Annotated in this window: 19 protein-coding genes; 6 read left to right on the top strand and 13 right to left on the bottom strand. The window is 32.3% G+C overall.

The window, feature by feature from the left end; genetic code table 11:
* Nucleotides 1-17: 17 nt before the first annotated feature.
* Complete coding sequence (locus ACE939_RS02130) at nt 18-854, bottom strand: ABC transporter permease (RefSeq protein WP_378187136.1); 837 nt, start codon at nt 852-854, stop codon at nt 18-20.
* A gap of 3 nt (nt 855-857) precedes the next feature.
* A complete protein-coding gene (locus ACE939_RS02135) occupies nt 858-1757 on the bottom strand; it encodes an ABC transporter ATP-binding protein (RefSeq protein ID WP_378187137.1) in 900 nt (299 codons plus the stop codon).
* A 168-nt stretch (nt 1758-1925) separates the two neighbouring features.
* Between ACE939_RS02135 and ACE939_RS02140 the strand changes: the two genes are divergently transcribed.
* The gene (locus ACE939_RS02140) at nt 1926-2993 is read left to right on the top strand and encodes a hypothetical protein (RefSeq protein WP_378187138.1); all 1068 of its coding nucleotides are present in this window, start codon (nt 1926-1928) and stop codon (nt 2991-2993) included.
* A 12-nt stretch (nt 2994-3005) separates the two neighbouring features.
* On the opposite strand, the gene ACE939_RS02145 is transcribed toward ACE939_RS02140, so the two are convergent.
* The 7 genes from ACE939_RS02145 to ACE939_RS02175 form a co-directional block, all read right to left on the bottom strand.
* Nucleotides 3006-4064: a nucleoid-associated protein gene (locus tag ACE939_RS02145; protein WP_378187139.1), complete on the bottom strand. Its 1059-nt coding sequence runs from the start codon at nt 4062-4064 to the stop codon at nt 3006-3008.
* Nucleotides 4065-4130: 66 nt separating this feature from the next.
* A complete protein-coding gene (locus tag ACE939_RS02150; RefSeq protein WP_378187140.1) occupies nt 4131-4649 on the bottom strand; it encodes a hypothetical protein in 519 nt (172 codons plus the stop codon).
* Between the two features lie 67 nt (nt 4650-4716).
* Nucleotides 4717-5787, bottom strand: coding sequence for a heme A synthase (locus ACE939_RS02155; protein WP_378187141.1), 1071 nt, complete (start codon nt 5785-5787; stop codon nt 4717-4719).
* 58 nt (nt 5788-5845) lie between these two features.
* Nucleotides 5846-7285, bottom strand: coding sequence for a CCA tRNA nucleotidyltransferase (locus ACE939_RS02160; protein WP_378187142.1), 1440 nt, complete (start codon nt 7283-7285; stop codon nt 5846-5848).
* 8 nt (nt 7286-7293) lie between these two features.
* Nucleotides 7294-7863 carry an L-threonylcarbamoyladenylate synthase gene (locus ACE939_RS02165; protein ID WP_378187143.1) on the bottom strand — a complete coding sequence of 190 codons (570 nt, stop codon included), beginning with the start codon at nt 7861-7863 and terminating at the stop codon, nt 7294-7296.
* Complete coding sequence (locus ACE939_RS02170) at nt 7856-8965, bottom strand: glycosyltransferase family 4 protein (RefSeq protein WP_378187144.1); 1110 nt, start codon at nt 8963-8965, stop codon at nt 7856-7858. Before ACE939_RS02170 ends, ACE939_RS02165 begins: the two co-directional genes overlap by 8 nt.
* Before the next feature lies 1 nt (nt 8966).
* Nucleotides 8967-9899 (bottom strand): glycosyltransferase family 2 protein, encoded by a 933-nt coding sequence (locus tag ACE939_RS02175; protein WP_378187145.1) that lies wholly within the window; start codon nt 9897-9899, stop codon nt 8967-8969.
* Between the two features lie 141 nt (nt 9900-10040).
* On the opposite strand from ACE939_RS02175, the gene ACE939_RS02180 reads away from it, so the two are divergent.
* The 3 genes from ACE939_RS02180 (at nt 10041) to ACE939_RS02190 (ending at nt 12605) form a co-directional block, all read left to right on the top strand.
* Entirely contained in the window at nt 10041-10697 is a 657-nt protein-coding gene (locus ACE939_RS02180) for a class I SAM-dependent methyltransferase (protein ID WP_378187146.1), read from the top strand.
* 3 nt (nt 10698-10700) lie between these two features.
* The gene (locus ACE939_RS02185; protein WP_378187147.1) at nt 10701-11498 is read left to right on the top strand and encodes a Kdo domain containing protein; all 798 of its coding nucleotides are present in this window, start codon (nt 10701-10703) and stop codon (nt 11496-11498) included.
* A gap of 84 nt (nt 11499-11582) precedes the next feature.
* Nucleotides 11583-12605, top strand: a complete 1023-nt coding sequence (locus ACE939_RS02190; RefSeq protein ID WP_378187148.1) for a glycosyltransferase family 4 protein — start codon at nt 11583-11585, stop codon at nt 12603-12605.
* 122 nt (nt 12606-12727) lie between these two features.
* On the opposite strand, the gene ACE939_RS02195 is transcribed toward ACE939_RS02190, so the two are convergent.
* From ACE939_RS02195 to ACE939_RS02210, 4 genes are all read right to left on the bottom strand, one after another.
* On the bottom strand, nt 12728-13495 hold the full coding sequence (locus ACE939_RS02195) for a glycosyltransferase family 2 protein (RefSeq protein ID WP_378187149.1): 768 nt from the start codon (nt 13493-13495) through the stop codon (nt 12728-12730).
* Between the two features lie 72 nt (nt 13496-13567).
* On the bottom strand, nt 13568-14644 hold the full coding sequence (locus ACE939_RS02200; protein ID WP_378187150.1) for a glycosyltransferase family 9 protein: 1077 nt from the start codon (nt 14642-14644) through the stop codon (nt 13568-13570).
* On the bottom strand, nt 14644-16527 hold the full coding sequence (locus tag ACE939_RS02205; protein WP_378187151.1) for an LTA synthase family protein: 1884 nt from the start codon (nt 16525-16527) through the stop codon (nt 14644-14646). The genes ACE939_RS02200 and ACE939_RS02205 overlap by 1 nt, the downstream gene beginning before the upstream one ends.
* 138 nt (nt 16528-16665) lie before the next feature.
* Complete coding sequence (locus tag ACE939_RS02210) at nt 16666-17481, bottom strand: 2,3,4,5-tetrahydropyridine-2,6-dicarboxylate N-succinyltransferase (RefSeq protein ID WP_378187152.1); 816 nt, start codon at nt 17479-17481, stop codon at nt 16666-16668.
* Nucleotides 17482-17607: 126 nt separating this feature from the next.
* Here ACE939_RS02210 and ruvX point away from each other — a divergent pair, with 126 nt between their 5' ends.
* On the top strand, nt 17608-18018 hold the full coding sequence (gene ruvX, locus ACE939_RS02215) for a Holliday junction resolvase RuvX (RefSeq protein WP_378187153.1): 411 nt from the start codon (nt 17608-17610) through the stop codon (nt 18016-18018).
* A gap of 33 nt (nt 18019-18051) precedes the next feature.
* A complete protein-coding gene (def, locus tag ACE939_RS02220; protein ID WP_378187154.1) occupies nt 18052-18642 on the top strand; it encodes a peptide deformylase in 591 nt (196 codons plus the stop codon).
* The last annotated feature ends 104 nt before the right edge of the window (nt 18643-18746 follow it).

Genomic DNA, 18746 nt, shown 5'->3' on the forward strand with positions numbered 1-18746 from the left:
TTCAAACTGTTAGGTGTTTATAAATCTCTTCTTCTCATAACAGTATAAGACAGATATACAAAAATTAGGGTCCAAAGTAGTAGTAGTAAAATTTCATGTGTATAAATAGCGTAATCTTTTTGAAACCCAGCGCCCAATTGATTAGCTGCAGATTGTACAAAATTTAATCTACTAAAGGGCTCGCGTATAACGTTTGCCATAGCCTCTAAAGGTAAAAATTGTATTATCTGATCGGCAATTGTACTATTTTTAAAGACTAAAAATTTTAATACGCCATAGATGATATACTCGAATATCCACCAGATAATTAGAAATCCTAAAGCAAAAGCAGATCTTTTTACCAAAACACCAAGGAACATGCAAAGGCTAAAAAATGCTAAAAGCTTTAAAAAATACGCAGGAATATAAATAAGGTCTCTTGTAATTATTGAAAACTCTGTATAATCAGAAAATGAGAAGCCTAGAATCAAAGAAATAATAAATACAAAAATGGTAGAAATCAACGCAAAAACAGTAACGGTCAAAAACTTTGATGCAATAAATTCTTTTTTACTTAATCCGTCTATCAAATTTTGTTTCAGAGTGCGATAACTGTACTCATTTGCCATCATCGATACAATAATTATGGCTAAAAATAACTTGGCCCAAGAAGCAACATAAGTATTAAAATGCCAGATATAAGGAAAATTAAAGAATCCTTGATCCGCAAACCTAAAATGAATAGCACCAAAATCAAATTCTATTGAAGCTAAGAGAGCGATAAACGTAATTAATATAAAATAGGTTGCAGTCAATACTTTTGCAGCCTTATTATAACGTAATTTTTGAAATTCTATATGTAATAATCGTAGCATAGCTTAGGCGTTTGTAATAGTTAATTGTAAAAATTGTTCTTCTAGACTTGCCTTACGCTGTATAAGATGGGTTAGTATTATGCCATCTGCAAACAACTCTTGATTTAGTTGCTCAGAGGACATTTCGGCGTTTAGTATTGCGATAAGCTTGTCGTTGTCCTCCTTAACTGTACTAAATATTTTTTTATCAAGTAACCATGCTTTCAATGCATAAAGATTTTTACTTTTTAATTCAAAATAGCCAAAACTGGATTGTAGCTCGTCTACAGGACCAGCATATATTTTTTTACCTTTTCTAATAATTATTACATGCGTGCAAACCTTTTCTACTTCATCTAACAAGTGTGATGCTAGTAAAATAGTCGTTCCTCTTGAGGCAATATTCTTAATGATCTCTCTTATTTGATGGATTCCTTGTGGATCTAAACCATTAGTGGGCTCGTCGAGAATTAATATTTCGGGATTATTTAATAAAGCTGAAGCTATCGCAAGGCGCTGTTTCATTCCTAATGAGAATGTGTTGAACTTACTATTTTTACGATCTAATAATCCAACAATACGTAATTTTTCATCAATTGTATGTTTGGAAACTCCTTTGATTGCACATACTAATTCGAGATTTTGTGTAGCAGTCATATAAGGGTAAAAATTTGGACGCTCAATAATGGCGCCTACTTTTTTTAAGGCATCATGAGTGGTTGTCTTTCCATCAAACCATGTAAACGAGCCCGAACTTGCATTAACTACATTAAGTACGATACCTAATGTAGTTGATTTGCCACTACCATTAGGACCCAAAATACCATATACATTTCCTTTTTGTATCGTAAATGATAAGTCACTAACAGCGGTTATAGGTCCAAATTTTTTGGTTAGATTTTGAATTGAAAGTATAGTTTCCAAAAGTTAAGTTTTGTAGTTGTTTACGATAAGACGATCTAACCAGTAAATTGTTACATACTCTTTTAGGATGTAAAGCGAGCTTTATTAAATTATTTCATATATAGTAGTTCTCGTTGTAGCTTTGTAAGATTACCTTTATCTTGTACAACAAATCCTTGAGCTGCGAATATGGAAGAAAAGTTGATGTCGAATAAAAAGCCTACTTATCCAATAAGTGATCGGTTGGATGCGTATTTAAAAGAATGTAATCGTAAAATTAAAATACCTTTGTTTTATGATGATTTGTTAAGGTTTTCTGGTTCTATAGTAGTATACGACGCACATGATCAGGATACTTTGTGGGTGCGGGTTTATTATGAAGAACATGAGCGAACCGAAATGGAATTAAGTCTCAAAAAAGTATATACAATTTTACATTCTGATGGTAACGAAGATGCAATTGAGTTCTTAAACATTGATGCAATTGATTACTGTACATTTGGGAATTCAAAGCCATTTCGCATTAAAATTAGAAATATCTTAAATGATAACTATACCTATGTTTATGTTAAAAAAGCAGATGCCTCTAGGATATATGGATTAGAGTTGGAGCATATGTTTTCTCCCAATCGAATCAACTTTTTAGTATATAAAAATACCTTAATAGAAGAACATATAGCTGGTATACCAGGTGATGTTTTTATAAAAGATTTTCTACCTAGTTTAAGCGATCGTGCAAAATCACAAATAGCCAAAGAGTTTGTCAAATTTAATGAACGCTGTCAAATGCGCTTGCTTGGTGATATGCGATCTTATAATTATGTGATTATACCTACTCATGATTTTGATCATGTAGAGTATAAGATTAGAGCTATAGATTTTGATCAACAATGCTATGAAGGTAAATTGAAGGTGTATCAACCTCAGTTTTTTAAAGAGAATTTGGCAATGGTTGAGCTTGTGCTGGATCGTTTGCAAAGTAATTCGATAGAACAGTACAAGAAGGAGGAACGCTCAGTTCTTGCCAAACGTTTACTTAATTCTAAATCTAGATCAAAAATCTTAATTGATTGTATGTGTAAAGATAAAATTAGTACGCAAAAAAACGTAAAAGAATTACGAGAGTATCTGTATAACTTTACGTTGGATTTAAAATTTAGACGTTGTACAACTATGGGAGATATTTTAAAAGTTGGTTTGGACTTTGTTAGACGAAATTACGAAAATGTAAATATGAAACGTTTATTAGAAGGCTGATAAAAAAGACAGCTAATCTTTCTGTTCTTTATTAAAATACACAAGGTAGTAATACATCTGCTTTTCTTCATCCCAACCTTTTTCCACAAATTTTTCAGCAGATTCTGGATTGATAAAATCCATTTTAATCTGAATATTTGTATCTAAATTAATTACATTTTTCATCTTCTTTCTCGCAGCCGTAACTGCAGTGTTAGCGATGGGAAAATTAGTAAGATCTTCAATCTGATATTTTGGAGCTTTTTCTGATTTGTAATGTTTAAATTCTGGAATTAAATCAGGGTTATCAATTACTTCATTTAAAAAAGCGGTTTCTTCAAAATTATCATTTTTTGCAAAGTGGTTGACAGCACGATTCATAAACATTACTTGCTCCTTTTTGTCCTCTGCTGGTAAAACCACATCCTTGGAGAAATCTTCACAAAATTTCATATATTTTTTTGTAAAGAAATTGTTGTCAGCAAATGCGGTTACTCCTAAAAAATGTTCTAACCAATACTTGGTATCGTAGCGGTTTGAATCAACCGACAGCACCTTGTATCCTTCTTCTTTTTTAAAGTTAAAAATTAAACAACCTTTATCTAGTTTATTAAGATTTACTCCTTGTTGAAGCAATAATTCGAGATGACTTCCTTTTTCTTCAAACTGAAGAAAATCGTGTTTAAGCTCTGATTTAAATATGCCTATTGCAGCTACTTTCTCATTATCAATGCTTACATTTTCTAGATAAGTTACATAGACTTCTCCACTTTTGATGTGTGGATGTTGAGATTGTTCGTACAACAACGATGCAATTCTTTTTGATTTTTCATGCGCTAATGTTGGTGTCTCGAATATCTCTGTTATTATTTTGTAAAGCGGGTTAAATTCTACATCTACCTCATTAGTAAACTGGAAATAATTCTCTTCTTTTTCACGAAAAGGTTTAAAAAAATATTCCTTTAAAAGAGCAGTTAATTCATCATTAAGCCCATAAGGTGCATCTGATAAAAATATATTTTCATTTCTACTTTTATTACCGATACGATGAACAGAGAGTGATTCTATTTGCGTATTATATAGATTTATCATAAGGCTGTGAATTAGTGTACTATTGCTTTAAAAGGAAAAAGTGAATTTTTTTGTAGAAAATTTAAATTAATTCCAATTTTCATTGAAATCCATTTCATCATAATCGTCAATATCAACAAAACTTTCATCTTCGTCATAGTCGTCAAAGCTTTCACCAGAATCAGCTTTGAATTCTTTTTCGGGAGCTTGATCAGGCAATTGACCATGAACAAACATGATATTAGGGTATTCTCTTCCATGCTCAAAATCAGCTATTTCAGCAAGTTCTACCATAAACGTCCACATACTTAAAAAATCATAGATATATAGAAGTCGTGGAGAGGTTTCATACACAACGTCTTCCAATTTAGTTTCTTCCATAAGTCTAACAGAGCTCGAGCCATCACTCATGTCAAAAAGAGAGATTTCTTCACCTTGTGTCCATTGTTCATCACTTGTGTAAAAAGAGGCCATTTCTGTTCCGTCAAAACTAAATGATTGTGTGATAACGTTATGAAGCTCCTCTAAAGTAGCAGTTTTTTCAATTTCGATGTCTCTAAACACATCTTCTTCAGTGTCTAAAATTATTCTAAAACGATAAATCATTCGTGCGTTTTTTTTGGAACAGCAAAGATACAAACTAGTTTTTAGACTAAGCCAACTTTTTGGCGCATTAAGAAGTTGTAATACGCTTTTTGGAAGCTACAAAAATTTCCAAAAAGATGTAAAATTGAACACCAAAAAGTAAAGATGACAAAACCAAATGTAAGGGTTGTGATAAAAATGGAAAATCAAAATAATACATTAAAATTCCTGTCAATACTTCTAATCCTATGCATATAAGCACCCATTGTAATTTTTTTAACCCTAATTGCTTACTTTGATTGAGAAATAATAACCAACTATTTAAAATTACAATAAGTACTGAAAACGAGCGGTGTACATAGAACATAATAGTAGGTGGATTGAGCCAATCTGCTTTAGCGTATTCACCCAAGCGACTAATTTGTTCATCAACATATTGTCGTACCTGCGTTCCTAGTATGACTTGTATAAGTGTAAGTAGCAAGGAACATAAAAAAAGAACTTTAAACGTTCTAGAAATCCTTGGTTTGCGAACATGCTCTTTGGTTTGAAATAACAAAAACAATAAAATTGCCAGTATTAAAAATGCCATCACCATATGAATCGTAATCTTGAAGGGAAGTAAATTAGAATCAACTACAGTTTTGCCTAACCATGATTGAAACAACATAGCAAGAATTGTGACGGTTCCTAGAATGGGAATCCAAATGTTTTCTTTGCGATATCGAAAAGATAGAAAAAATAAAAGTAGTATTGGTAAGCCAGAAACTACAGTTACCAATCTGTTAATATACTCAATCCAAGTATGCCAAACGTTAAACTTGGCATAATCATGTTTTGTATATGGTTTCCAATTGGAAGCTATGAACTGGGATCCAGATATAAATTTTTTTTCTGCGATCAGTAGGATCTCATCCTTTATAACGATTACCCCTTGTTTGTATTCACGATTGGATTTCCATTCTATTTGTGATACCTCTGTAGGGGGGATGTAGTATCCAAAGCATTTTGGCCAATCGGGACATCCCATTCCAGATCCTGTCATACGTACTACTGCACCCGCAATAATTATTAAATAAATCAAGATTACTGAAGCAATGACTAGTGATCGAAATGTTTGTTTTCCTTTGTTTAAAGTATTACTGTCACTATGTTGCATATTCGTATAGTATTGATGATAAACGTAATTGGATCATGCACTTTTCAATAGCATGTAATTATTGTTTTGTGATGTCTAATGGTTTTAATCCCAGTGCTTCACCTGCGCTAAGCATAAATTGATAGGCAGATTCGTACTCATTGGCTATGTCACCTTCTAGAATAGCTTCTTTAATTTTTTCTTTTAATACACCGATTTCTCTCGATGGTTTTAGATTAAAGGTTTTCATAATTTCTTCTCCCGAAATAGGAGGTTGAAAATTACGAATATGATCGCGTTCTTCTACCTCGATCATTTTTTGACGAACCAACTTAAAATTATTATGATATTTTTTGAAGCGTTTAGGATTTTTGGTAGTAATATCAGCCTCACAAAGGGTCATTAAATCATCAATATATTCTCCTGCATCAAAAATTAGACGTCTTACAGCAGAATCGGTTACATCGCTAGCGATAACTATAGGACGTGAACTCATTAATACCATTTTTTGAACAAACTTCATCTTATCGTTCAAAGGCATTTTAAGTCTTTTAAATAGTTTGTATACCATTTTGGATCCAACAAATTCATGACCGTGAAAAGTCCAACCCGCTTTTTTGGTAAATCGTTTGGTAGGAGCCTTACCAATATCATGCAATAATGCAGCCCATCGTAACCATAGGTTGTCGGTGTTTTCTGAAATATTATCGACTACCTCCAAGGTATGATAAAAATTATCTTTGTGACGTTGACCTTCAACCTCGTCAATACCTTTTAATGCGAGAAGTTCTGGTAAAATATATTCTAAGAGCCCTGTTTTTTCTAAAAGTAGAAATCCGATAGAAGGTTTTGCGCTTAACATGATTTTGTTAAGTTCATCTACAATGCGCTCCCGAGTTATAATTTCTATACGTTTTTTATTAGTTTTAATTGCATCAAGTGATGTTTGTTCAATTTTAAAATTTAACTGACAAGCAAAACGAATAGCTCGCATCATACGCAAAGGATCGTCAGAATATGTAATATTTGGATCAAGAGGTGTGCGAATTAATTTTGATTTAAGATCATTTAACCCTTCAAAAGGATCTAATAACATACCAAAATTGTCGTTGTTTAAACTTAATGCCAATGCATTAATTGTAAAATCTCTACGGTTTTGATCATCTTCCAAACTTCCATCTTCTACAATTGGATTACGACTATTGGTTTGATAGGATTCTTTACGAGCTCCTACAAACTCAACTTCGATCTCTTTATTTTTAAGCATGGCTGTGCCATACGTTTTAAAAATTTGGACTTTTGGAGAATTAGGGAGACTTTTTGCAACTTTTTTTGCTAAGGCGATACCGCTGCCAATAGCCACAATATCAATATCCTTGGCTTCACCTCGGTTTAAAAAATAATCTCTTACAAATCCACCAATTACATAACTATCAAGAGAGAGGTGGTGAGCAGCTTCTGATATTGTTTGAAAAATTGGATGCGCTAGGGCATCTGTATACTTTTTACTTTGCGACATGAATCAATTTACTTCCTGATAATTTTTACCGTACTATCTCCTCCTATCTTAATAATGGCAGAAGGTTTGGCATTTTTATTCTGAAGTGGCAAATTTACGATATAGTCTACGCCTTCCAAAATCTCTTTTGATATTTCTTGATAACGCATTGGAGTAGCTTTTCCACTAATATTAGCAGAAGTAGATACAATGGGTCGTTTAAATTTTTTGATCAATTGGCTGCAAAACGGATCTCTTACAACTCGAATACCCAACGAATTATCATCACTGATTAAATTTTCGGCAACTCGTAACGGACGATCATAGATAATTGTAGTTGCTTTTTTTGCAAATTTTAAAATGTCATAAGCTACTTCAGGAACTTCTTCAACATATTGCTGCAACATTTTAAAATCATTGACTAAACAAATCAAAGCTTTATTTTCCATTCGTTGTTTAAGTGCAAATACTTTGTCTACAGCTTCGGCATTAGTAGCATCACATCCAATTCCCCAAACCGTATCAGTAGGGTAGAGGATCAAACCTCCTTTTTTAAGAACCGTTAAGGCTTGTTCTGTTGCTTCTCGTTGCTCATCCATGTTGTAAAATGTTTTTATATACTTGTAAGGTTTGTGATGCCATATTTTGAGTAGTAAAGGTATTGATTAGCTTTATGTATCCATTTTCTGTAAATGTAGATTGTAGCTCCTTGTTATCACTCAGATTGACTATATGTTGTGCAAGTTTTTCTGGTTCGTGCATGGGACTTAGAAGTCCATTAAAATTGTTTTGGATAACCTCTGGAATCCCTCCTACATCAGTACTAATAACAGGCGTTTTATGATATAGAGATTCATAAATCACTTGTGGGATCCCCTCGCTTTGAGAGGTTATTAAGCTTATGTCAAATTGTGGAATAAAATTAGAAGCATTCGGGGTATAGCCTAAAAAAGCCATATTATTCTCTAACTTTAATGCCTTCATTCTGTTTACTAAAGCATCAGTTCTATCTGTAAATGTGCCTATTTGAATAAAGAAAAAATCTCTTCTGTGGTTTTTATTAATAATTTGATCTGCAACATCGATCCAGGTATCCAAATGTTTGGCACGAATATGATTGGCGATATTCCCAATTATTTTTATCTCTGGTTTGATAGTGTATCTTTCACGTAATAAAAAGGGAGTTTGGTCACTTTTTGATTGTAAATTGGTGCCGTGATATATGGTAATAAGTTTGTTGTTGTCATAAAAACCATCTGCTGCAATTCTTTTTGTTTCATCAGACACGCAAAGAACTTTTTTAATTTTTGGATAATTATATTTAAAAAGTGTTTTTTTTCTCTGTTTTATGGGGAATGATGTTTTCTTGCTAAAAACAAAAGGAGGTAAGTTATAAAATTTATCAGCTAATATGGCTAGCAATATGGCGCTCGGATCATGAATATGTATAAGATCAATAGCTTCTTTTTTACATGTTTGCCCTAATTTAACAAAATAACGTGGATCAAATTTTGGAAGTAATTTGGCGGTTGTATAATTAAGATTTGATTTTTTTAATCGTTCATGAAATGCACCGTGCTTTACACAAAAAATAAGAGTATAGATTTCTGGATTGGTAACTGCCAGTTCTGAACATAAATTTTCTATATGATTTTCTCCTCCACCCCAGTTTTTTACAGCAGATAAATGTAGTATACGCATATTATTTCTCTAATAGTATTTGACGATGCTTTAGCGACTCTGTTAAAGGAGCTCCTTTAGCAAAAAGGATACAAAGCTTCCAATTTTTGGGTGAAAAAAGAGATTTTAGTAAAAATTTAAAAAGTAACCAGAATCTCAAAATTAAGTAAGGTAGATATCCAGAATTTTTCTTCAAAACATATAGCAAAGAAATCTTTAACTCTTTTTTTATAGCAAAACTTTTGGCAGTACTTTGACCTTTAAAATGTGTATATCGACCTTGCGGAACTAAATATGAGGAGCCGTTAGCAGATTTTTTTAATAGGCGATAACATAAATCAGTTTCTTCATAGTATAGAAATATATTAGTGTCAAAACCTCCTACACTATCAAAGGCTTCTGCATTAGCCACCAAGAAGGAGCCAGGAACACTTTGAACCTTCAAAGGTTGCTCGTATATTTTTTTTCGTTTCGGGTACTTTTTAGGTGCTAGTTTTTCTAAAATGGATCTTCCAAAAAGTTCTCTTCGAAGACTTAAGAAATGATCAAAAGATTTTTGCACTTCGTTATGCTCATCATATTGTTGAGGGCAGCAAATCGCTGCATCCGACGTTTTTTCTAGGAAATCATAAACAATAGAAAGGCAGTCATTCTGTAAAAGAGTATCATTATTTATAAAAGCGTAATATTTTCCTCTAGCATGTTGTACACCAAGCATATTGCCTCCTCCAAACCCCGTGTTTATTCTACTGCGAACTAATGTCACTGTTTGAAGATTTAGCAAATCAACTCTTTTTTTTATAATTTGATAGTCCTCATAAGCCGATGCATTATCTACAATTATTATTTCAATAGCAAGTTTTGAGGATGTTTGGTCAAAAATCGAATCGATACAATTGATTGTGAAAGAAGAAGAATTGTAGTTGATTAATATTACTGAAATATCATACATCATAAGGAGCTGTTATAAGATGTCAAAAGTAAAGTTTGTAGTTAAGTTTAACAAATTAAACACTATTGATTAATACCTTATATTTGCTTTATAACAGTATTGACTAGATAGAATTTTTCAAGATTATTGAAATTAATTAACCGTATGGATTACGAGAATAAACCTAAAGGATATTACGATAATATTCGATATGAAATGATTAAGTACTTACCCGAAAATCCTAAAACTATAATTGATATAGGTTGTGGAAATGGTGCGTTTGCCGAGGTTATCAAAAAAGAAACTAATGCAGAGGTTTGGGGTATTGAATATATGGATAATGAGGCCGTTAAAGCTTCAAATAAATTAGATAAAGTTTTTTCAGGTCGATGTGAAGATCATTTGGATAATTTGCCGGATTCCTATTTTGATGTAATTTACTTTAATGATGTATTAGAGCATCTCGTAGATCCATATATGGTGTTAGATAAAATCAAGCATAAATTGTCTCCAAATGGAGTTTTGATAAGCTCTATTCCCAACGTAAGATATCACAATACTTTTATACGAGTACTAATTCATAAAGATTGGCGATATGAAGATTTTGGAGTCATGGACCGAACACATTTGAGATTTTTTACTAATAGAAGTATAAAAAAAATGTATAAAGATTTAGGGTATAATATATTGATTCACGAGGGTATTAACCGCAGTCGATCTATAAAGCCTTATCTTTATAATGTACCTACATTGTTTACACAATTAGATATTCGATATCCTCAATACGCAACGGTAGTTAATTTTAGTAAAAAAAGTATTTAAAGCATGCAGTATAAATTTGTTGTCCATTCGGATTACACAAAAATTAGTCAAGAGATAGAACAAATTATCTTCAACTTTGATACCTATGATGAAGTACTTGGACAAGGGGATCGTAATGTTATAAAAATAATACCAGTCAATGGTAAGCGATATACCATCAAATCCTTTAAAGTTCCAAATTTAATCAATCAAATTGTTTATCGTTTTTTTAGAAAATCCAAAGCAGAACGCTCCTATAATTATGCTATAAAATTGCTTTCCCTAGGTATTAGAACGCCTAGTCCATTAGGTTATTATTTAAATTGTACACCTTTGTTGTTTAAAAAGAGTTATTATATTTGTGAACTCGTAAACTGTGACCTTACATTTAGAGAATTAACCACAAATTTTGATATTCCGGATCATGAGGATATCCTTAGAGCGTTTACAAGATTTACTTTTGAACTCCATGAAAAGGGTGTGAATTTTTTAGATCATTCTCCTGGTAATACTTTGATTAAGAGAAATGAAAATGATTATGAGTTTTATTTGGTAGACCTTAATCGAATGAAATTTGGAACTATGCTCTTTGAAGATCGAATTAAAAACTTTGCAAAGTTAACAATACATAAATCTATGATTGAGATAATGAGTGACGAATATGCAAAAATCTCTGGTCAAGATAAGGTTAAGGTATTTGAATTGATGTGGCAATTCACAAAAGATTTTCAGAACCGTTTCTACAGAAAAAACCGTATTAAAAAGCGTTTATTCTTTTGGAAAAGTAAATACAAAAATAGAGCTTTTGATAGTCCTATATAAAGAACGTAACGCTATCTAGTGAAGTAACTATCTGTGTCAATAGTTTATTTTTATATGTCGTTAAAATAAAATTACGATATCAATATGCCGAAAAAAAGCAATCTTAAAGAAGAACTATATTTTATATTATTTCATAAGTGGAAATATCTCAATGTAATTATACAATCTTGGTTTTATAAAAGTCCAATACATAAAGTTGTTAATACGGTTGTTTATATAGCACGAGAAAAGGATAAAGGATGGATATTTGGGGCTAAAGTTCGACGGCTATCTAGATATTCTTCATTACATGCGAAGCCCTATTATCATAATAGGCTAAAAAATTTACCCAAAGCAGACGGGTATTATTATATTTATCATAACTATTTTTGTCGTTGTTTGAGAAGTACACCGAGTATTTTTAAAAAGAAAAATATAGTGATGTTTACGCATCCTACATGGTCCAAAAAATACTCCAAAACTCATGTAGTTTGGTGTCTTAATAAAGCAGATTATATCATTTGCTTAAACTCTTCCATTAAAAAATATTTAATAGAGATTGGTATAAGACCTGAAAAGCTACAGGTTATTCATATAGCTACATCATCCACTTTTTTTGCTAGTCATAAGCGGGGAGCTGGCGGGGTAGGTTTTAGTTCTCATTTTAGCTCTAGAAAGAATCCAGATTTGGTGCTTGATTTAGTAAAGAATATGCCTAAAAGAACTTTCTATCTAATTGGAGATAGTTGGGAGCTCTATGACAAATTTGAAGAATTATCTAGACAACCAAACTTTGTTTATTATAGTAATATGCCGTACGAATCTTATCCTGCTTTTTATGAGAAGATTGATGTTTTTGTTTCACCATCTTTGTTAGAAGGAGGTCCAGTACCTGTGCTTGAAGCAATGATGTCTAATTGCGTTCCGGTTGCTTCAAAAACTGGATTTTGCCCAGATATAATTAAACATGGGCAAAATGGTTTCTTGTTTGATATAGATGTGGGTTATGAAGAGGTAGTAGCATTAATTGAAAAGGCATTTTTATGTCAAACTGAAATACGTAAAACAGTATTGCCATATACTTGGGAGAATTGTGCAAAAGAAATAGACGCTCTATTTCTTAATTAGAATAAGAAAATAAATTTGATCAATCTCGCTTTTTTTAAATCAAATAGATACCATTCTTTTAAAAAGTATAAGTAAAACTTTTAAATTGCTGCTATTATTCTCAGGCATGTAGGTAATTATTTTTATATTTTTTTGTTATTTAATTCCCTTAATTTCAAGTATTTGAGAAATGTAAGATTTGCCGTTTGTGAGCATATTACAAAGCCATTGACTCCATCCAAAAAGCCTAACCTTAAAACATACGATTTAAAAAATGCCCAAGTTGGATTAAAAAATAATTTCCACAAGGGAGCTTTTTTTCCCAATTCGTGATAGGAATGTGCAGAGATCGTCGAAAATTTTTCAATTTGTTGATTAAAAGCGCTATATGTTGGATAATTCCAGTGTAGAATATCGCCTTTTAATTTTCCTTTGTTGTTAGGGTTGTAAAGCTTATACGAATCATGAGGGTTAATACCCTTCCATTCACCTTTTCCTTTTTTAAAGGCTCTTAGCTTTTTATCTGGGTACCAATCAGAATGTTTGATCCATTGTCCACAAAAATTATTGTATCTATTCATATAATATCCATCATAAACCCAATTTGATTTTAAGTCAATAATAGACTTTTGTAGCTCTTCGGATAAGGCTTCATCTCCATCTAGAGAAATAATATGGTCATAGGATGCTTGTGAGATAACAAAGTTTTTTTGTTCTTTATATCCAAGAAATTTTTGTTTTACAAATTTTACATTATACTTCTTACAAATAGCCTCTGTACGATCTGTAGAAAAAGAATCAACAACAACGATTTCATCTACCACATTTTGTAAAGATTGTATGCATGTTTCAATCTTTCGTTCTTCATTGTATGTTATTATAACTCCAGAGAGTTTTACTGTATTTTGCATATTCTTATAGGTTGTAATGAGCAAAAAATAATTTAATAATAAAGTTACTTTCTTAACGTAGTGATTTAAATATCAATCCAAATCTGGATTAATAAATTGAGTTAAATAGTTTTGCAACTTTTTAATAATCATATCTGGGGTAAATTCTTTGTAAAGTGCAAGTGACTCTTTTTTCATTTGTTTAGGTGATTTGGAACCATACAATTCTGGTTTGACATCGATTAAATGAATAGAGTCATGTTTTTTTCCGTCTTCAAACATATTCCAATCTTTCTTAATTATCCATGGCGAGAAAATCGTAAATGTCGGCTTATCTAGAGCTTTTGCAATATTAACTGCTCCACCTTCATTCCCTAATAAAGCTGTACAGTGGTATAAAATTCCCATAAACTCTCGTAGACTTTTTCCAAAGACGTCAAAATGGATTTTACGTTGCGTCTCAAAAGCAGTTAAATTATAAATAGCTTTTGCTTCCTGTACTTGAGAGGGCATATAGTTAAAAAGAATAGAGGCATTTGTGAATTTTACAATTTCGTCAAGTAAAGCTGCCATATAAGAGGGAGGAAGTGTTTTTATATCTTCACTGCCAAGTACGCTAATCATAAATAAAGGTTCGTTTAAGGATATAGCATGCGACATCAATATTTTTTTGGCGACTTTTTTTTCTGTGCTTGTAAGCTGGATTTGTGGCCTTTTTATATGATCTTTTAAAACCGGATCAGGATAGATGAGGCGCAGTCTATTTTCTATAGCAGTACTGGCATTCGTTATTGGTGTAGTGACACGATGAACCGTTTTGGTATAAATCCAATGCGTATATTTTTTATAAAATGAAATTTTTTCTTTACCATTAGAAAACAATGATATCAAATTGCTTTCTAATTTGCCGTAAGCATCAACAACGAGATCAAATCTCTCTTTTCGAATAGCGATTAAAAATTTTATAAACGCAAGTTTACTATCTCTATAATCTGTTTTAAATTCAATTATTCTGTCAAAAGAGGTGTTTCCTTCGAGCACTGGTATGGTACTCGAATTCACCAAATACACTACTTCAGATTTGGGATATTGCTCTTTTAAAGATCTGCAGATAATTGTACTGGTTAGGACATCACCAATCATTTTCTGCTGTATGACTAAAATTTTCATTAATCCAGAGTTAGTTGGTTGTTTACCACTCGGCTGTTAAAACATTGGATATATGCCTTAGCTTGTTTTTCAAATTCGATACGTCGTTCACGTTCAGTTTCTGATATATTTACTGTTTGCATCGAATCTTTCTTCCAATTATAAAAACCTAATGTTTTATTTCCATCAAAGATGAGATAATATTCTTTTTTAACAAAATGATACGCGTTATTTTGATAACAAGCTATCATACGATCATTTTCTGAAAGGCTATTGCCAAAACTTAAAATTTTCCCCTCATAATTAAGGTATTCTAAAATTGTAGGTAGGATGTCAATTTGCTGAAAATTTTTATCATTAGTTCCTTTAAGTTCATTATTAGAGGGATCAAAAAATAGAATTGGAATAGAGAGTTTTCCTAAGCTGGTGTTATAAAAACCCTTACCACCAGCCGATGTGTGATCTGCAGAAAGTACAAAAAGTGTATTCTTATACCAAGATTCATGTTTAACTCGATCAAAAAATTTACTTAGAGCATAGTCGGTATACCCTATAGATTCGTGAATTTTTGTCGTCCCTTTTGGAAATCTATTTTTATATTTCTCTGGTATTATATACGGATTATGAGAAGAAATGGTGAAAAGAGTTGTAAAAAATGGAGCTTTAAAATTGGCTAATTTTTCACCAAAAAACTGTAGAAACTCTTCATCAAAAATTCCCCATCGACCGTCTTCTCCTCCAGGATAGGGGTACTCATTCTTGCCATAATAGGCATCAAAACCGCTTATCTTTGCGTATTGATCAAAATTTTGACTACCGTTAAAGGCACCGTGAAAAAAGGAAGTGTGATATCCTTGTTCTTTAAGAATTTTGGGTAATCCTTTAATTTTATTAAACGCATAAGTGGACTGTATGAAATTGTTGTTCATCAAACTAGGGATGCTAGAAAGAATAGAAGGAACCGCATCTATAGATAGACGACCATTTGCAAATCCATTTCTAAAAAATAAAGATTGAGTAATTAATGAATCAAGAAAAGGAGTATAGCTTTTATCCGAAAGGTTCGATCCTATATTCTCGTTTCCAAAACTTTCTAGAATAATTATTACTACGTTTTTTTTGGTAAATGGTTGCTTGCTCGTATATGTTTTTATTGGATTAAAATATTTTGCTAATGTTGTAGGATTAAAATAATTGGGGATACTTAAATCCTCTTTTTTAGATAGGGTTTTTAATATTGAGAATGGAGTGTTTAGTACTAGGGCGCTCGTTTGCGCACTTCCGTATTGAATTGCATCAACTCTTTTAAGAGGTTTACGCTGCGTCCCTCCGCGTCCAATTATAACGGTCACCGTAATAATTGCAATAAAACTTAGCGAAGTAATAATTATATGCTTCAGTGAGTATTCAGAATTTCTTGATAAGGGCAATGATGTGGGGATCAGCTTCCAAAACAAAAAAAGCAATAAAACTAAAATTAATAAGATATACCAAAATTCTGTCATGAAAGAGAATACTAAGCCAGTAATCTCATTTTCCATGCCTTGTGCAGTAATCATACCATAAGAACTCCTTTTTCCCGTAAACTTATAATATTCCATATCTATAAAGTTGGTTGCTATAAATATAGCATTCAGTCCAAAATATACCCTCTTTACTATTTTTTGATACAGTATGTTGTCTTTAAAATTGCCAGGAATTGTATGAGCGATGATAATTATTAAATTAGTATAAGCAATTGTAGAAAGGTCAAAACGGATACCTCCCAGAAATTCATAAAATGATGCTTTGGAAAACGATGTAAAATTAAAAAGAAAAAATAATATACGACAGATTTGATACAAAGCTGTAACTAGTAACAAGCGCTTGCCAAGTAATTTAATATGAGATAAGTAGGAGGTCACAAGTATAGTGTTAAGGTAGATCTATCAGTTGTGCAATAATACTAATTTTTTAAATGTGAGTAAAATTTTAAAAAATTATAAAAAAGCAACAATCTCGCATTTAGCGAGATTGTTTTAAAAAGTATGGATGCTATAAGCTTAAACAGCTACGTTATATTCGCGTAACGCGTCATTAAGCGAAGTTTTTTTATCGGTACTTTCTTTTCTTTTCCCAATGATCAAAGCACAAGGAACATTGTAATTTCCTGCTGGAAACTTTTTTGTATAACTTCCTGGTATGACAACAGAACCAGATGGCACGATCCCTTTAGTTTCGATCGGAGTGTCTCCAGTAACATCTATGATTTTTGTTGAAGCTGTGAGTACTACATTGGCACCCAGTACAGCTTCTTTCTCTACACGCACTCCTTCAACAACAATGCATCGTGATCCAATAAAAGCATTGTCCTCGATGATAACAGGTGCAGCTTGTAAAGGTTCTAATACGCCTCCTATACCTACACCACCACTTAAGTGTACATTCTTACCGATTTGTGCACAACTTCCCACAGTCGCCCATGTATCTACCATCGTACCCTCATCAACATATGCGCCAATATTTACATAACTCGGCATTAAGATTGTACCAGCAGAAATATATGCGCCGTGACGAGCTACAGCGTTAGGAACTACACGAATTCCTTTGGCCTCATAACCACGTTTTAAAGGTATTTTGTCATGATATTCAAAAATTCCAGCTTCTAGTGTTTCCATTTTCTGGATCGGGAAATAAAGTACAACCGCCTTTTTAACCCATTCATTTACTTGCCAGCCCGATGCCGTAGGTTCGGCAACACGAAGTTTTCCGTTATCCAGAAGATCAATAACTTCTCGTATAGCATTTTGCGTTGAGGTTTCTTTTAATTGATCTCTATTAGACCAGGCATTTTCTATTGTTTCCTTGAGTTGGTTCATTTAGTGTGATTTTTTGACAAATATAATAGCTAAATCTTGAATTTTAGAATACAGCTACTTTTTTTAGGTCACTAATAATAATTAGGGTCTTCTTATAATAAATCTTACTTTTGCAGAAAAACAGCAATGGCACGAATTTTGGCAATTGATTATGGAAGTAAGCGATGTGGTATTGCAGTTACAGACGAATTAAAATTAATTGCATCGGGTCTTACTACGGTAGGTACCAGAGAATTGTTGGAATGGTTAAAAGCGTATGTTACGAACGAAGAGGTAGAGCTGTTTGTGGTTGGAGCGCCCAAAAGACTTCATGGAGAAGCCTCTCAAATAGAAGGAGCTATTAAGGAATTTCTAGATAAATTAACACTCATTATTCCCGAGATACCAATAAAAAGAATTGATGAGCGTTTTACATCCAAAATGGCATTTGATACCATGATTGCTAGCGGAATTTCTAAAAAAAAGCGCAAGGATAAAGCTTTGGTAGATCAAATAAGTGCCACGATAATTTTGCAAGACTATTTATATAACTTGTAAAAAAATATAAAATTAATTAGTTAGAATAAGTATATGATATTACCAATTGTAGCCTACGGTGATCCTGTTTTAAAAAAGAAAGCAAAAGCAATTGAGACAGAGTATCCCAACTTAAACGAGTTGATAGATAATATGTTTGAAACCATGTACAATGCACATGGAGTAGGTCTTGCGGCACCTCAAATCGGACTGTCTATTCGTTTGTTTGTAGTTGATGCTTCTCCCTTTGCCGAAGACGAGGAGCTCAATGAGGAACAGCAGCAAAGTTTAGCTACCTTTAAAAAAGTGTTTATTAACCCTGTTATTACAGAAGAGTCTGGAGAAGAGTGGGCATTTAATGAAGGATGTTTAAGCATCCCTGATGTTAGAGAAGATGTGTTTAGAAAAGAAAAAATAACCATTACTTATTTAGATCAAAATTTAGTAACTCAAACACATTCGTTTGATGGTTTGGCTGCGCGTGTAATACAACACGAATACGATCATATAGAAGGCATTCTTTTTACAGACAAGTTATCTAGTTTGAAAAAACGATTGATAAAAGGTAAATTGTCCAATATTTCAAAAGGTAAAATCCAAATGGACTATAGAATGCGTTTTCCATTACTTAAAAAAGGACGATAGTCTGTGTTTGTATTAAAATTTTAAAAATTAAGATAAATTTAGCTGTACTATCGTTTGATTTTTAAAGTTGAACTCTAGATATTTGCCAGCATTATAAAGAATAT

Source organism: Aquimarina rhodophyticola (assembly GCF_042434915.1).
Classification (GTDB): domain Bacteria; phylum Bacteroidota; class Bacteroidia; order Flavobacteriales; family Flavobacteriaceae; genus Aquimarina.

Excerpts from the sequence above, each read along its gene's own strand:
- ACE939_RS02130 (WP_378187136.1), bottom strand. The coding sequence starts at position 854 with ATGCTACGATTATTACATATAGAATTTCAAAAATTACGTTATAATAAG.
- ACE939_RS02165 (WP_378187143.1), bottom strand. The coding sequence starts at position 7,863 with ATGGATGAGCAACGAGAAGCAACAGAACAAGCCTTAACGGTTCTTAAA.
- def (WP_378187154.1), top strand. The coding sequence starts at position 18,052 with ATGATATTACCAATTGTAGCCTACGGTGATCCTGTTTTAAAAAAGAAA.
- ruvX (WP_378187153.1), top strand. The coding sequence starts at position 17,608 with ATGGCACGAATTTTGGCAATTGATTATGGAAGTAAGCGATGTGGTATT.
- ACE939_RS02190 (WP_378187148.1), top strand. The coding sequence starts at position 11,583 with ATGCCGAAAAAAAGCAATCTTAAAGAAGAACTATATTTTATATTATTT.
- ACE939_RS02140 (WP_378187138.1), top strand. The coding sequence starts at position 1,926 with ATGGAAGAAAAGTTGATGTCGAATAAAAAGCCTACTTATCCAATAAGT.
- ACE939_RS02210 (WP_378187152.1), bottom strand. The coding sequence starts at position 17,481 with ATGAACCAACTCAAGGAAACAATAGAAAATGCCTGGTCTAATAGAGAT.
- ACE939_RS02185 (WP_378187147.1), top strand. The coding sequence starts at position 10,701 with ATGCAGTATAAATTTGTTGTCCATTCGGATTACACAAAAATTAGTCAA.
- ACE939_RS02145 (WP_378187139.1), bottom strand. The coding sequence starts at position 4,064 with ATGATAAATCTATATAATACGCAAATAGAATCACTCTCTGTTCATCGT.
- ACE939_RS02170 (WP_378187144.1), bottom strand. The coding sequence starts at position 8,965 with ATGCGTATACTACATTTATCTGCTGTAAAAAACTGGGGTGGAGGAGAA.
- ACE939_RS02180 (WP_378187146.1), top strand. The coding sequence starts at position 10,041 with ATGGATTACGAGAATAAACCTAAAGGATATTACGATAATATTCGATAT.
- ACE939_RS02200 (WP_378187150.1), bottom strand. The coding sequence starts at position 14,644 with ATGAAAATTTTAGTCATACAGCAGAAAATGATTGGTGATGTCCTAACC.
- ACE939_RS02160 (WP_378187142.1), bottom strand. The coding sequence starts at position 7,285 with ATGTCGCAAAGTAAAAAGTATACAGATGCCCTAGCGCATCCAATTTTT.
- ACE939_RS02150 (WP_378187140.1), bottom strand. The coding sequence starts at position 4,649 with ATGATTTATCGTTTTAGAATAATTTTAGACACTGAAGAAGATGTGTTT.
- ACE939_RS02195 (WP_378187149.1), bottom strand. The coding sequence starts at position 13,495 with ATGCAAAATACAGTAAAACTCTCTGGAGTTATAATAACATACAATGAA.
- ACE939_RS02155 (WP_378187141.1), bottom strand. The coding sequence starts at position 5,787 with ATGCAACATAGTGACAGTAATACTTTAAACAAAGGAAAACAAACATTT.
- ACE939_RS02175 (WP_378187145.1), bottom strand. The coding sequence starts at position 9,899 with ATGATGTATGATATTTCAGTAATATTAATCAACTACAATTCTTCTTCT.